Source organism: Actinoplanes utahensis, assembly GCF_016862455.1.
Lineage (GTDB): Bacteria > Actinomycetota > Actinomycetes > Mycobacteriales > Micromonosporaceae > Actinoplanes > Actinoplanes utahensis.
Genome location: NZ_BOMZ01000001.1, coordinates 56,703 through 68,949, shown reverse-complemented (window position 1 = coordinate 68,949; position 12,247 = coordinate 56,703). Strand labels below are relative to the sequence as shown.

Genomic DNA, 12,247 nt, shown 5'->3' with positions numbered 1-12,247 from the left:
CGCTCAGCTGGGCGAGGCGCTGGGCAGCGGCCCACGGTCGACGAAACTGAACGTCGACGCCGGTGGGGCGTCGCCCAGCAGCTCCACGTAGAACTTCTCGCCGTTCCACTGCAGGAACCCGTATTTCTCGCTGGAGATGGTGAAGGTCGGCCGGCCCCGGTCGTCCTTCCGCCCGGTCTGCTCGATCTGGAACAGGGTGCCGACGCTGAGGAAACACTCGGCCCGCACCACGTCCGCCGAGGCGTCGGGGTCGAGTTGCACCCCGAGGCAGTTCTCCTCCTCGGCGGCCTTCGGGTCCTGCAGCGACCTGATCAGGAAACCCGTGCCCATCGGAATCAGTGTGAACTCCGACCGCGCGCCGGTGCCGTCGCCGGCCTGAATCTCGTAGTCGTTGTCGTCCAGGGCGAGATCCTTGTTGATCTCGGCGACGTGGATGAGCGTCTTGCGCTGGCCACGCCGGATCCCGTCGAGCTTCTCGGCGGCCGTCAGCACCTTGGTGGTCACCGACGGCCTGGGGGCGAGGCTCGCGCTGCTGCCCGGCCCCGGCCCGGCGGCCTCCTGGCCTTCGTTCGGCAGGAAACGGATCGCGGCGCCGACACCGGCTGCGGCGAGGACGGCGGCCGCGGCGGCGATCAGGGTGGTCGTACGCCCACGCCGTGCCCTTCCTACCGGGACCGGCGTCACGTCCGCGGCGGTCTCCTCCGGCCGGACCGGCGTCGCCTCCGCTGCCGGGGCGGTGATCGCCGCCGGGCGGGGCGCCTCGCCCGCCAGCAGCGCGTCCAGCAGCTCGCGGGCGGTCGGGCGGTCCCCCGGTTCCTTGGCCAGGGTTCGTTCGACCAGGCCGCGCAGTGGCTCCGGCACACCGGTCAGGTTCGGTTCCTGGGTGAGGATGCGCATCGCGGTCGCCGCCGCCGAATCGGCGGCGAACGGGGTCCGGCCGGTCGCCGCGAACACCATCACGGCACCCCAGGCGAAGATGTCGGCGGCCGCCGTGACCGGTCGCCCGTCAACCGGATCGAACCGTTCCGGCGCCATGTAGGACACCGTCCCGACCATCTGATCGGTGCGGGTGTGCTGGCTGGTCGCCTCGAACGCCCGGGCGATCCCGAAGTCGATCACCTTGATGCCGCCGCGGGCGAAGAGCACGTTGCCCGGTTTCAGGTCCCGGTGGATCACCCCGGCCCCGTGGATCGCGGTCAGCGCCGTCGCGATCCCGACCGCCACGCTCTGCAGCGCCGCCCCGGACAGCGGCCCGCGTTCGCGGATCTCCATGGCCAGGCTGGGGCCGTCGACGTACTCCACCACCAGGTACGGCGGCTCGTGGTCGGGGTCCGCGTCGAGGACCTCCGCGGTGGAGAACGACGGCACCTGCTTGGCCCGGTTCACCTCACTGCGGAACCGTCCCCGGAACTCGGTCTCGTGCGCGAACTCCGGACGGACCATCTTGATCGCGACGAGCCGCCCGCCGTCACTGTCGCGTCCCAGGTAGACGGCCCCCATGCCGCCTTCGCCGAGACGGCCCACCAGCTCGTACCGCCCGAGGGCCGCCGGGTCCCCGGGGCGCAGCGGCATGCTCATCTGGATCTCGTCCCCCTCTGCCTTCGCGCCGGGGAGTCTACTCATCTTGATCACCCGGCCCCGGCCCGGCGTCCGCCGGCGCCGTTACCATCCCGTGACCATGGTCGCCGCCCCCGCCCGCCCCCGGCCGCATCGCACCTGACGACCGACAGGCAGAGAGATCCGCATCGGACGCCATTGACGAATGGCGATAGGTTGGCGTCTCCGACCGACCTGGGGGATCGATGCGAAGATATCTGTCCTGGCTGATGGCGCTGAGCGCGGCTCTGACCATCGGCATGTCCGTTCTCGTGGTGGCGCCGGTCTCGGCCGGCGCCCCCGAACGGGACCGCCAGCTGCGCGCCCGGATCACCGCTCTGCTGCCCGACGACTACCGAGCCCGTCTCGCGGCGCTCGACGCGCGGCTCGACGTGTCCGAGGGCGACCCGCGAGACATCGCCGAAGCCGTCATCGATCCGGACGACTACGAGTGCGGCACCACCGAACTCACCACCTGGCTGGAGGCGAGCGTCGCCGACTGGACACCGGAGGACTTCGAGAACGTCCTCGTGGTCATCCTGCTCAATCTGGTCTTCTACGACGCCCTGCTGTTCCCGGAGCCGGCCGCGGGCCGCTACTTCGGTGCCGACGGCGAGTACACCGGCAAGCTCCAGCGCTCGTTCGGCAATCTCCAGCGGTTCTGGGACATCGACGGACGCGACATCGAGATGGTGCCGGCGCACGGCGGCACGCTGCGGGACGTACCCCGCATGACCCGTGTCCTCCAGTTCGTCCTCGAACTTCCCGAGGCCGAGGCGGCCGAGGCCGCCGCCGCTCTCGCCGCGATCGTCGACCAGCCGAAGTACGACTACGGCAACCACCCGATCTTCACGTTCAACGCGTTCGCCTTCACCGCTGACGGCCAGGAGTTCCCGGGCGCCGGCATCCCCACCGACAAGATCATCATGGGTGACGGCATGCTCGACGGGTTCCGGGCCATCGGCCTGTCCGACGTCGCGCCGAACGCCATCCTCGGCCATGAGTACGGCCACCACATCCAGTTCGAGCGCGATCTCTTCGCGTCGCCGCTCCCCGGCCCGGAGGCCACCCGCCGCACCGAACTCATGGCCGATGCGTTCAGCACCTACTGGGCGTCCCACAAACGCGGCGAGAACCTGCGCTGGAACCGGGTCCGCAAGACACTGCAGACCTTCTACAACATCGGCGACTGCGCCTTCGACGACGTCGGCCACCATGGCACGCCGAACCAGCGGCTGCGAGCCGCCGACTGGGGCCACGACATCGCCGTACGGTCGTGGCCGCCGACCAGGGTGCTGCCCAGCCTGACGTTCGCCCGTCTCTTCGAGCGCAAGCTTCCGGCCCTGGTGGCGCCGGACGCCGGCTGACCGGTGGCGGGCCGCCCACCGCCGGGCGGCCCGCCTGGACCGTCCACCGCGGCCGGTTCGGCCCGATCGGCGCTCTACGATGCGATCATGGTTTCCTGGAGTGCCCGTCGGCTCGTGGCGTCCGGCCCGATCCTGCTCGTGGTCGTCGTCGCGGCGGCCGTGGCCGGCGTGGCCGCGGCGGTGGACGCGGCGGCCGTGCTGAGCGTCCACGGCGGGTTCGTGGATCTCTCCGTCTATCAGTACGGTGGCCGGCTGCTCGTCGACGGCCTGCCGCTCTACGGCTCCCGGGATCCGGCGACCAACCTGCGGTTCACCTACCCGCCGTTCGCGGCGGTGGCGATGACGCCGCTGGCCGCGCTGCCCGCTTGGCTCGCCACCGCGGTGTGGACCGCGGCGTCGGTGGGCGCGCTCGCCGCGACCATCGCCCTGGCGGGCCGCGCGTGGGGGCGTACCGTCCCGGCCCGGACCGTCGCCCTGCTGACCGCGGGCGCGGTCGCCCTGGAACCGGTGTGGCAGAACCTGACCTTCGGCCAGATCAATCTGCTGCTGATGCTCGCGATACTGGCCGATCTGGTACGACCCGAGCGGCGCTGGGCCGGCGTGCTCATCGGCATCGCCGCCGGCGTGAAGCTGACGCCACTGGTGTTCGTCGTCCTGCTGGTCCTGGTCGGCAGGCGTGCGGCGGCGGTACGCGCGCTGCTGGCCTTCGCCGCGACCGTCGCGATCGGGTTCGCGGTCGCGCCCTCCGCGGCGACCACCTACTGGACCGACAACCTGATCAAAGCCGGCCGGGTCGGCCCGCCGGAACTCGCTCACAACCAGTCGGTCTTCGGCCTGCTCACCCGGCTGCTCGACCATCCGCCCTCGACCCGGCTGTGGCTGGTGATCGCCGGGCCGATCGCGGTGGCCGTCGTGATCGTCGCCGCGGTGTGCTGGCGCCGCGGCGACCGGGTGCTCGGGACCGGCCTGGGCGCGCTGGCCATGCTGCTCGCCTCGCCGGTGTCGTGGTCGCACCACTGGGTCTGGGCCGTGCCGATCGGGCTGGCGCTGTGGCAGCGCAGCCGGTGGACGAGCCTGCTGTGGACGGCGGTGTTCCTGTTCCGCCCGTTCGTGTGGCCGCCGTGGGGCGACCGCCGCGAGTACCGCTGGGGCGCGTTCGAGCATCTCGTCGGCAACGCCTACGTCCTCGCCGCTCTCGCCCTCACGCTGTGGGTGGCGGTGCGGCTCCTGCCCACCAGGACCCCACCGTCGCGGCCCGGTGAGCGACGCCTAACGGGTGACGTACCGGTTCCCTAGGGATGACCTGCACGGCTTCCCCGTGGGATCGCCTCGGGTCCGGGTAGCTGCATGCCCAGCACCCCGACACGAGGAGGCATTGGTGATCGCGCAGGAGAAGATCGGTTCACTGTACGGCCACGACGTCTACGACTGCACCGGCGACAAGATCGGCACCATCGCCGCGGTGTGGAGCGACGACCGCGGTGACCCGGCGTGGGCCGGCGTCCGCACCGGCTGGTTCGGCACGGGCGAGTCCCTGGTGCCGTTGCGGGACGCCGACCTGCAGGGTGAGCGGGTGGTGGTGCCGTTCGAGAAGGCGTACGTCAAGAACGCCCCGGAGGTCGACGCCGGCAGCGGCGAGCCGCTGGCCGGCGACGAGGTGGCCCGGCTCCACCAGTACTACGCGATGAGGTGGGACGGCAGCGGCCGTCGCCGGCCCGGCGGTCCCGACGACGCGATGACCCGTTCCGAGGAGCGGCTCGAGGTGGCCACCGAATCCGAGGAGATCGGGCGTGCCCGGCTGCGCAAGCACGTGGTCACCGAGACGGAGCACGTCACCGTCCCGGTCAGCCGGGAGCAGGCCTGGATCGAGCGGGAGCCGATCACGGACGCCAACCGGGCCAAGGCCCTCGACGGTCCCGACATCACCGAGAACGAGTACGAGCTGACCCTGTTCGCCGAACGGCCGGTCGTCGAGACCGAGGTGGTGCCGGTGGAGCGGGTGCGCCTGGACACCGAGACGGTCACCGAGCAGCGGACCGTCCAGGCCGAGGTACGCAAGGAGCGCATCGAGGCCGAGCTGCCCGACCAGGGGCGCCGCACCCTCGATTGAGGGTTCGGCCGACGTCAGACATCCATGAGACATGCGGAGGCACCGTGGACAGGGCCGGATTCGACGCGATGACGACCGGGCGACTGCGTGACAGCGCGACCGCCCGAGGCGTGCCCGGCGTCGGCGACATGGACCGGGAACAGCTGATCGCGGTGCTCTCCGGCAGCGACGACGCGATGACCCGGTCGGAGGAGCAGCTGGTGGTGGGCACCGAGCTGTGGGAGACCGGCCGGGCCCGGTTGCGGAAGTTCGTCGTCACCGAGGACGTGCAGATCACCGTGCAGGTGCGCCGGGAGGGCATCCGGCTCGAACGGGAGCCGATCGAGGAGGGCGACCGGCAGCCCGTACCGGATCCGGACGTCTTCGGCCCGGCCGAGGTCTTCGCCGGCCGGGACGGCGGAGTGGTCTTCGAGATCACCCTCCACGAGGAACGCCCGGTGGTGACCACCGAGATCGTGCCGGTGGAACGGGTCCGCCTCACCAAGATCGTCGAGACCGACGACCAGGTCGTGTGCGGCGAGATCCGCAAGGAGCGGATCGAGGCGGAACTGCCCGGCGAGGCCCCGAAACCCCTCTCCTGACCCGCCGCCGTGCGTAGACCCGCAGCCGGTGGGTATCGCACAGCGTGACCACCGTCGAGACCCGAAAGGAACGATCCGCGATGAACTCCGCCGTGAGCACTGCCGTGAGGACCGCACTCCCGGTCGTGACCAGCGCCGCCACCGCCTACGTCATGCGCAGGACCCGCCTGCCGGGCATCGCCACCCCGGTGGTCAGCCTCGTCATCGGCGGCGCCGTGGCGAAGCTGGCCCAGCGGATCCGCTGACGGTCACGACGCTCCTGGTGGGCCCGGGTCACCGGACCCGGGCCCCGCGTTCTCGTGGTCGGGGCAGCTCACCCGGAGCTCGGCGTCACCGAACGGGGCGTCGACGAAGTCGCAGTGGTGCGGCCGGTCCCGGACGGGGTGCGCATGTGGCACGAAGAACCGGCATGTCAGGCACATGCGGGAGATCGGGATGGCATTCCGGTCCTGCAGTTCGCGGATCATCGTGGTGGTGCCGCGTAGCATCGCCGCGAAATCGTCGCCGGACAGGGCCGCGACCGCATCGGTCAGCTCCGCCGACTGGACGTTGAGCCGGGCCGCCTCCACCCGGCCGGCCGCGGTCAGGCCGAGCAGCAGGGCACGGGCGTCAGCAGGGTCCCGCGTACCCTCGAGAAGCTCTTTCCTGCGCAGCACCTTGACCGCGTCCGAGACGGTCGGCGGCGTGGACGCCAGCTCTTCCACGATCTCGCCCTGACGGATGGGGTGGCCCCGGCCGTCCAGCAGGGTGATGATGTCAGCCTGCAACGGGGAGAGATGGTGCGGTCCGGCGTTGCGCCACGCCTGCATCCGCACGGCCTGCCCGAGCCGGGCCAGGCCGATCAGCAGCTGGTTCGCCGGCGGCGGCCCCGGAACGTCTGGCATGTCGACCACCTCTGCCCCACCCGCTGTCGCACCGGCAGGTGATCCTATCGCGTGGCTCCCGCCGGTCAGCGCCGGAACGTGCCCGGCAGTGACAGCTCACCGGACGCGATGTCGAAGACGTTCTCCACACGCAGCAACGGGTCGTGCAGGTCGGCATCGACCTTGAGCGCGGCGGTGACCCCGTCGAATCGGAAGGAGTCCGGGAAGCCCATCGTGGTCGACGGCACTTCGATGCGTACGGTCTGCCCGGTGAGTCTCGTCGGATAGGACGGGCTGTCGAGGTACAGGGGCGCGCCCGGCCACGTCTTCGGCAGCCGCGGTTTCTCCCCTGGTGCGATGTCGCGGACCTTGAGGGCGCCGTCCGGGCGGGTGGTGTCCGGCACCAGCACCACCCAGTGGGAATGCCACAGTCCGCCGTCGTCGTCCTTGCTGCCGTTGCGGTTCTCGTCGGCCAGTGGGGTGTCGTCGAAGTCGGGATGGCTGGTCGCGGCCAGGGCGAGCACGCCACTGTCCCTGGTGAAGCCGACCGTGGCGGCGTTCAGCGAGACGGGCCCCTGAGCTGACGAGGGTGAGGGCGGCGACTGCCGGGACGGCGGCGCGACGCGGGCTCCAGTGCGGCATGATGTCTGCCTTTCTCCAGGTGGATGGCGGGTCTTCGGCAGGGGAAGGCGGGCGGCGGCGCGGCCGCGCCGCCGCCCGGCGGGTCAGTCGCGCGGGGTGACACCCTCGACGGCCGGGAAATCGAGCGTGGTCTGGCCGACCGAGTTGAAGTAGTTGGTGAAGGTGTTGAGGGCCACCGCGGCGACGATCTCGCCGATCTCGCCGTCGCCGTAACCGGCCTCGCGGACCGCGGCGAGGTCCTCGTCGGTGACGAAGCCCTTGGTGGCGAGGACCTGCTTGGCGAAGGTGAGCGCGGCCTCGGCCTTGGGGTCGGAGGCCCGGGCGTCGCGGCCGGCGGCCAGGTCCTCGGGGGAGACGCCGGCCTTGGCGCCGAGCACGGTGTGCGCGGCCAGGCAGTAGCCGCAGTCGTTCTGCACGGCGGCGACCAGGGCGATCTGCTCCCGGACCGGGGCGGGGAGCAGGCCCTTGGACAGGGCGCCGGAGAACTGAAGGTAGGCGTCGAGCACGGCGGGCGAACTGGCCATCGCCCGCGTCATGTTGGGCGTGACGCCGAGGGCCCGTTCGATACGGGTGAGCAGGGTGCGGGCCTGGCCCTCGGCGGTGGCGGGGTCGACGGTGGCGAGACGGGGCATGTCGGGCTCCTTGTTCGATTACTTGGCACTGCCAACAATAGGCGGTGCGAGCGGCAGTGCAAGAGCCTTCGATGTGGCTTGGAACACCCCAGGGTCGGCTTCCCGGCCGCGCCGGTGAACTGCCGGGAGAGTCGAAAGGTCAGCAGCTCACGTGTGCGACGTGGCAGGAGCCGGAATTCCGGTGGCCGTGATGCTGCTCGGCGCGTACCTGTCGGTGGTTCATGCCGTCCCCGGTGGGGCGGTCGGCAGGAGGAGGAGCCTGATCAGCCGTCGCGCCGCCACTGCAGCATCGCCGCGGTGGCGTCGTCGTGGAGCTCGCCCTCCTCGTAGGAGACGATCGTGTGGATCAGCCGGCGCATCGTCTCCGGGGCCGGAATGCCGTCGCCCAGGGTGGCGAGGAAGAATTCACCGAGCCGTTCCACCCCGAACAGCGTGCCCGAGGCGTCCCGTGCCTCGGTGATCCCGTCGGTGAAGAAGACCAGGGTGTCGGCGGGTTCCAGCTGCTGCTCGACGACCAGCGGTGGCCGGTTGATCATGTTGCCCAGCCCGAGCGGCAGCATGTTCGGCGCCGGCAGTTGCGGCAGTGAGCGGCCGCCGCGCAGGAACAGTTCGGCGGGATGGCCGGCGCTGATCCGCCGGTAGGTGCCGGTCACCATGTCCAGTTCGGCGAGCAGCGCGGTCACGAACAGGCCCGGGTACTGGGCGCGGATCCACTTGTCGATCGACCGGTAGGTGTCGGCCAGGGACAGGCCGGACCGGCGGGCGTTGCGGTACGTGTTCAGCGTCAGGGTGGTGAGGGCGCTGGCGCTGATCCCGTGCCCGACGGTGTCGAAGAGCGCCACGTGCAGCACGTCACCGTTGGCCGCGTAGTCGAAGGCGTCCCCGCCGACCTCGTAACACGGCTCCAGCACGGCGGCGACCATGGTCCCGTCGACGGCGAACGTGAGCGGCGGCAACTGATTCCAGATGATCTCCGCGGCGAGTTGCATCGGCATCCGGCGCCGGGTGTGCTCGACCGCGTCCCCGTAGAAGCGCCGGCTCGCGATCAGCTCCGCGACCAGGGCGGCGATCACCTCCAGATCATCCGGCGCCGACTCCGGGGGATAGGCCTTCAACCGCAGTTCGAGGACCCCCAGCCGTTCCGCGCCGTGCAGCAGCGGCAGCCACAGCAGCCCGCCGCCGCCCGTCGCCAGCCACTGCCGCCGTGCGGTGGTGAACGCCCGCCCGGCCGCGGTGTCCTCCACCTGCAGGGTGGTCGCGGTGTCGACGGTGGTCCCGCGCAGCGGGTGCAGCGCCATCTGCCCGTAATCGATCAGCAGCACGGTGGCGGCCTCCGCGCCGAGCAGCGGCGCCGCCTCGGCGAGCACCGCCGGCAGGTCCTCGGCCCGGCCCCGGTGCCGGAGATCCATCAGGCGGCGCACGGCTTCCATCGCTGCGAGCATCCCCCTCATCTTCCCCGCCCGGCCCCCGCCGAAGCAGCCCCGGTCTGCCCGACCTCACCGGCGTTCTCGGCGCCCGGCGCCCGGACCGCCCGGAAACACCCGTGCGTCGTACGGTCGTGCCAGGGTTCCGTCATCTCCCGGCGACCGGGCAGGCGTCGCCGGCGACCGTCCCTCGCCGCCGGGTCATGCGGGCCCACGGCGTCTCCGGCAGGCCCGGTACGGGGCTCAATTCCGGCAGGATGGTGTCGATGGTGGGAATGTGCCCGCAACGCCCAGCCGTGTGCCGATCTTCGCCGATCGGGCGTTCCAGACCGTCACGGTCCTGGTGATCGTCGATGTCGCGGCGTTCCTGGTGCAGGAGCGGGCCGGGCGGCTGTGGCCCGCGCCGGTGGACTGGCTGCTGTTGATCGCGGTGATCGTCCCGGCTCTGGTGCTGTGCCGGCGGGTGCACACCGATCCGGCGTCCGCGCCGGTGGTCCGCCGGTACTGGCACTCGGTCGAGGCCGGGATCGCCCTGTTCGCCGGGGTCGCAGGGCTGCGCGTCCTGGCCGGGCTCGATCTGGGCGGGTGGTTGCTGCCGCTGTCGGTGGGGCTGCACCTGATCGGCGGGTTCGTGCTCACCTGGCCGCTGGTCGGATTGCCGTTCAGCGCCCGGGGCCGGGCCCGTCAGGCCGGGGTGTGGCTGGACCTGGGTACCCTGACGGCCGCCGCCGGGCTGCTGATCTGGCATTTCGCCGCGTCCGCGCAGTTCGCCGACGGCCGGGTCACGGTGCCCCGCGTGCTGGCCGCGGCCGTCGTGATGGGCGCCGGGCTCAACCAGGTCTTCCTGGCCGCGAAGGTGGTCCTGGCCGGAGTAGACGCGTTCGCCCGGCGCGGGCTGTACTGGATCGGCGCGTCGGCGCTGATCGGCGGGTTCGGTTCGGCGATCGCCTTCCTGCATCCGCGGCAACCGGACGGGGACCTGCTGACCCTGGTGCTGCCGCTGGCGGCGTACGCGGCGGCGACGGGCGCCCGGATGCAGGTCGTCGACACCGCGGCCGGTGAGCGGCGGCGGCGCACCCCGGACGGTTACAACCTGATGCCGTACGTGGCCATCGCCGCCGTCGACGCCATGGTGATCTACCACAACCTTCGCGGCACCGGGAACGGCATGCTCATCGACGGGGCGGCCGTCACGCTGACCGCGCTGGTGGTGCTGCGGCAGTTGATCGCGTTCCGGCAGAACGACGCCCTGCTGGCCCGGCTCGGCGTGCAGGAGAACCGGTTCCGGCTGCTGGTGCAGAACTCCACCGACATGGTCACCATCACCGACCCGTCCGGGGTGCTGACCTATGTCAGCCCGGCGGCGCGGCGGGTGCTCGGCGTGGACCCGGACGACCTGGTCGGCACCGATCTGACGCTGCGTACGCACCCGGACGACGTGGCCGCCGTCCGTGCCGTCACGTCGACCTGCCAGGTGCGGCTGCGGCACGCCGACGGCACGTACCGCTGGCTCGAGGTGATCAGCGCGGATCTGACCGGCGAGCCCAGCGTCGGCGGCGTCGTCCGCAACGCGCGCGACATCACCGAGACCCGGGAGGTACGGGACCGGCTCAGTTACGAGGCCAGCCACGACGTGCTGACCGGCCTGGCCAACCGGGCGCTGTTCGGCAGACGCCTGGAGGCCGCGGTGGCCGGTCCGGGCCGGGTCGGCGTCGTGCTGGTCGACCTGGACGACTTCAAGACCGTCAACGAGACGTTCGGGCACGCCACCGGCGACGCCCTGCTGGTGCACGTGGCCGAGCGGATACGCGCCAGCGTGCGGCCCACCGACACGGTGGCCCGGCTGGGCGGCGACGAGTTCGCCATCCTCTTCGACGGCGCGCTGCCGCCGGACGTGGACCTGGTGCTGACCCGGATCGCGGCGGCGCTGCTCGAACCGGCCCTGGTCGGCGGCGAGCCGATGACCGTACGGGCCAGTTTCGGTTTCGTCGACGGACGTGGCGGCGACGACCCGGGCGACCTGCTGCGCCAGGCGGACATCGCGATGTACGAGGCGAAGGCGCGCGGCCAGGGCGGCGTGGAGCGCTACCAGCCGGGCATGGAGGCCCGCGGCGCCGAACGCAGCCGCCAGGCCGCCGCCCTGCGCGCCGCGATCCTCGGCGACCAGCTGGTGGTGTACTTCCAGCCGGTGGTGACCCTGCCGGACGGCCGGATCACCGGCGCCGAGGCGCTGGTCCGCTGGCAGCATCCGGTCGACGGGCTGCTCGGCCCGGGCGCCTTCATCGACACCGCCGAGCAGACCGGCCTGATCCTCCCGCTCGGCGGCTGGGTGCTGCGCGCCGCGACCCGCGAGGCGGCGACCTGGCCGGATCCGCTGACGGTGTCGGTCAACGTGTCGGCCCATCAGTTGCGCGAGCCGGGGTTCCCGGACGTGGTGGCGGCGGCGCTGCGCGACAGCGGACTGCCGGCCCGGCGGCTGACCGTCGAGATCACCGAGTCGGTCGCGGTCGGCGGCGGGGCGACGGGTGACAACCTGCAGGGCTTGCGAGATCTGGGCGTACGGCTGTCGCTCGACGACTTCGGCACCGGCGCGTCCACGTTGACGCTGCTCGCCACCTGCCCCGTGGACCAGATCAAGCTGGACCGCTCGTTCGTGCCGGACGGTGGCTCGGAGGCGATCGCCGGCGCGGTGGCGCAGATGGCCCGGTCGTTCGGCCTGGAGGCGGTGGCCGAGGGGGTGGAGACCGCCGAGCAGGCGGCCCACCTGACCCGGCTGGGGTTCGGCAAGGCGCAGGGGTTCCACTTCGCCCGCCCGATGCCCGGTGCCGACCTGCGGTCCCGGCTCGTCAGCCCGGTCGCCGTCACACCGCTGCCGCGCTGACCCGGCCCGCCGATCGCCCGCGGCTCCGGCCACCCGCTCGCGCCGGCTTGACGGTGCTGCAAGACTGGACGGGTCATCTCGCAGCGCCGGTCGGTGGTGGAGCGCGCTGGTCGACCCGGGCCGCACGGGGGCGTTCCCCTGTGGTCCTGAC

11 protein-coding genes are annotated in these 12,247 nt (G+C 71.9%); 6 read left to right on the top strand and 5 right to left on the bottom strand.

Going from position 1 to position 12,247, the window contains the following annotated elements; genetic code table 11:
* Positions 1-3: 3 nt before the first annotated feature.
* Complete coding sequence (locus Aut01nite_RS00315; RefSeq protein ID WP_236642890.1) at positions 4-1,623, bottom strand: serine/threonine protein kinase; 1,620 nt, start codon at positions 1,621-1,623, stop codon at positions 4-6.
* A gap of 179 nt (positions 1,624-1,802) precedes the next feature.
* On the opposite strand from Aut01nite_RS00315, the gene Aut01nite_RS00310 reads away from it, so the two are divergent.
* The 5 genes from Aut01nite_RS00310 (at position 1,803) to Aut01nite_RS00290 (ending at position 5,899) form a co-directional block, all read left to right on the top strand.
* Positions 1,803-2,963: a neutral zinc metallopeptidase gene (locus tag Aut01nite_RS00310; protein ID WP_152628880.1), complete on the top strand. Its 1,161-nt coding sequence runs from the start codon at positions 1,803-1,805 to the stop codon at positions 2,961-2,963.
* Positions 2,964-3,050: 87 nt separating this feature from the next.
* Positions 3,051-4,259 (top strand): glycosyltransferase 87 family protein, encoded by a 1,209-nt coding sequence (locus tag Aut01nite_RS00305; protein ID WP_152628879.1) that lies wholly within the window; start codon positions 3,051-3,053, stop codon positions 4,257-4,259.
* Positions 4,260-4,341: 82 nt separating this feature from the next.
* On the top strand, positions 4,342-5,073 hold the full coding sequence (locus Aut01nite_RS00300) for a DUF2382 domain-containing protein (protein WP_043528194.1): 732 nt from the start codon (positions 4,342-4,344) through the stop codon (positions 5,071-5,073).
* 44 nt (positions 5,074-5,117) lie between these two features.
* Complete coding sequence (locus tag Aut01nite_RS00295) at positions 5,118-5,654, top strand: YsnF/AvaK domain-containing protein (protein ID WP_052164077.1); 537 nt, start codon at positions 5,118-5,120, stop codon at positions 5,652-5,654.
* A 104-nt stretch (positions 5,655-5,758) separates the two neighbouring features.
* The gene (locus tag Aut01nite_RS00290) at positions 5,759-5,899 is read left to right on the top strand and encodes a hypothetical protein (RefSeq protein ID WP_161790685.1); all 141 of its coding nucleotides are present in this window, start codon (positions 5,759-5,761) and stop codon (positions 5,897-5,899) included.
* A gap of 3 nt (positions 5,900-5,902) precedes the next feature.
* Here Aut01nite_RS00290 and Aut01nite_RS00285 read toward each other — a convergent pair whose 3' ends face one another.
* The 4 genes from Aut01nite_RS00285 to Aut01nite_RS00270 all read right to left on the bottom strand — a co-directional run bounded on the left by Aut01nite_RS00285 (position 5,903) and on the right by Aut01nite_RS00270 (position 9,233).
* Positions 5,903-6,538, bottom strand: coding sequence for a MarR family winged helix-turn-helix transcriptional regulator (locus Aut01nite_RS00285; protein WP_063958814.1), 636 nt, complete (start codon positions 6,536-6,538; stop codon positions 5,903-5,905).
* A 65-nt stretch (positions 6,539-6,603) separates the two neighbouring features.
* Entirely contained in the window at positions 6,604-7,041 is a 438-nt protein-coding gene (locus tag Aut01nite_RS00280; protein WP_052164075.1) for a hypothetical protein, read from the bottom strand.
* A 201-nt stretch (positions 7,042-7,242) separates the two neighbouring features.
* Positions 7,243-7,791 carry a carboxymuconolactone decarboxylase family protein gene (locus Aut01nite_RS00275; protein ID WP_043528101.1) on the bottom strand — a complete coding sequence of 183 codons (549 nt, stop codon included), beginning with the start codon at positions 7,789-7,791 and terminating at the stop codon, positions 7,243-7,245.
* A gap of 263 nt (positions 7,792-8,054) precedes the next feature.
* Positions 8,055-9,233, bottom strand: a complete 1,179-nt coding sequence (locus Aut01nite_RS00270) for a PP2C family protein-serine/threonine phosphatase (protein WP_043528099.1) — start codon at positions 9,231-9,233, stop codon at positions 8,055-8,057.
* A gap of 259 nt (positions 9,234-9,492) precedes the next feature.
* On the opposite strand from Aut01nite_RS00270, the gene Aut01nite_RS00265 reads away from it, so the two are divergent.
* Positions 9,493-12,096: a putative bifunctional diguanylate cyclase/phosphodiesterase gene (locus Aut01nite_RS00265; RefSeq protein ID WP_152628878.1), complete on the top strand. Its 2,604-nt coding sequence runs from the start codon at positions 9,493-9,495 to the stop codon at positions 12,094-12,096.
* Positions 12,097-12,247: the final 151 nt, after the last annotated feature.

Coding starts and splice junctions, on each gene's coding strand:
- Aut01nite_RS00305 (WP_152628879.1), top strand. CDS start 3,051: ATGGTTTCCTGGAGTGCCCGTCGGCTCGTGGCGTCCGGCCCGATCCTG.
- Aut01nite_RS00270 (WP_043528099.1), bottom strand. CDS start 9,233: ATGCTCGCAGCGATGGAAGCCGTGCGCCGCCTGATGGATCTCCGGCAC.
- Aut01nite_RS00315 (WP_236642890.1), bottom strand. CDS start 1,623: ATGAGTAGACTCCCCGGCGCGAAGGCAGAGGGGGACGAGATCCAGATG.
- Aut01nite_RS00285 (WP_063958814.1), bottom strand. CDS start 6,538: ATGCCAGACGTTCCGGGGCCGCCGCCGGCGAACCAGCTGCTGATCGGC.
- Aut01nite_RS00275 (WP_043528101.1), bottom strand. CDS start 7,791: ATGCCCCGTCTCGCCACCGTCGACCCCGCCACCGCCGAGGGCCAGGCC.
- Aut01nite_RS00310 (WP_152628880.1), top strand. CDS start 1,803: ATGCGAAGATATCTGTCCTGGCTGATGGCGCTGAGCGCGGCTCTGACC.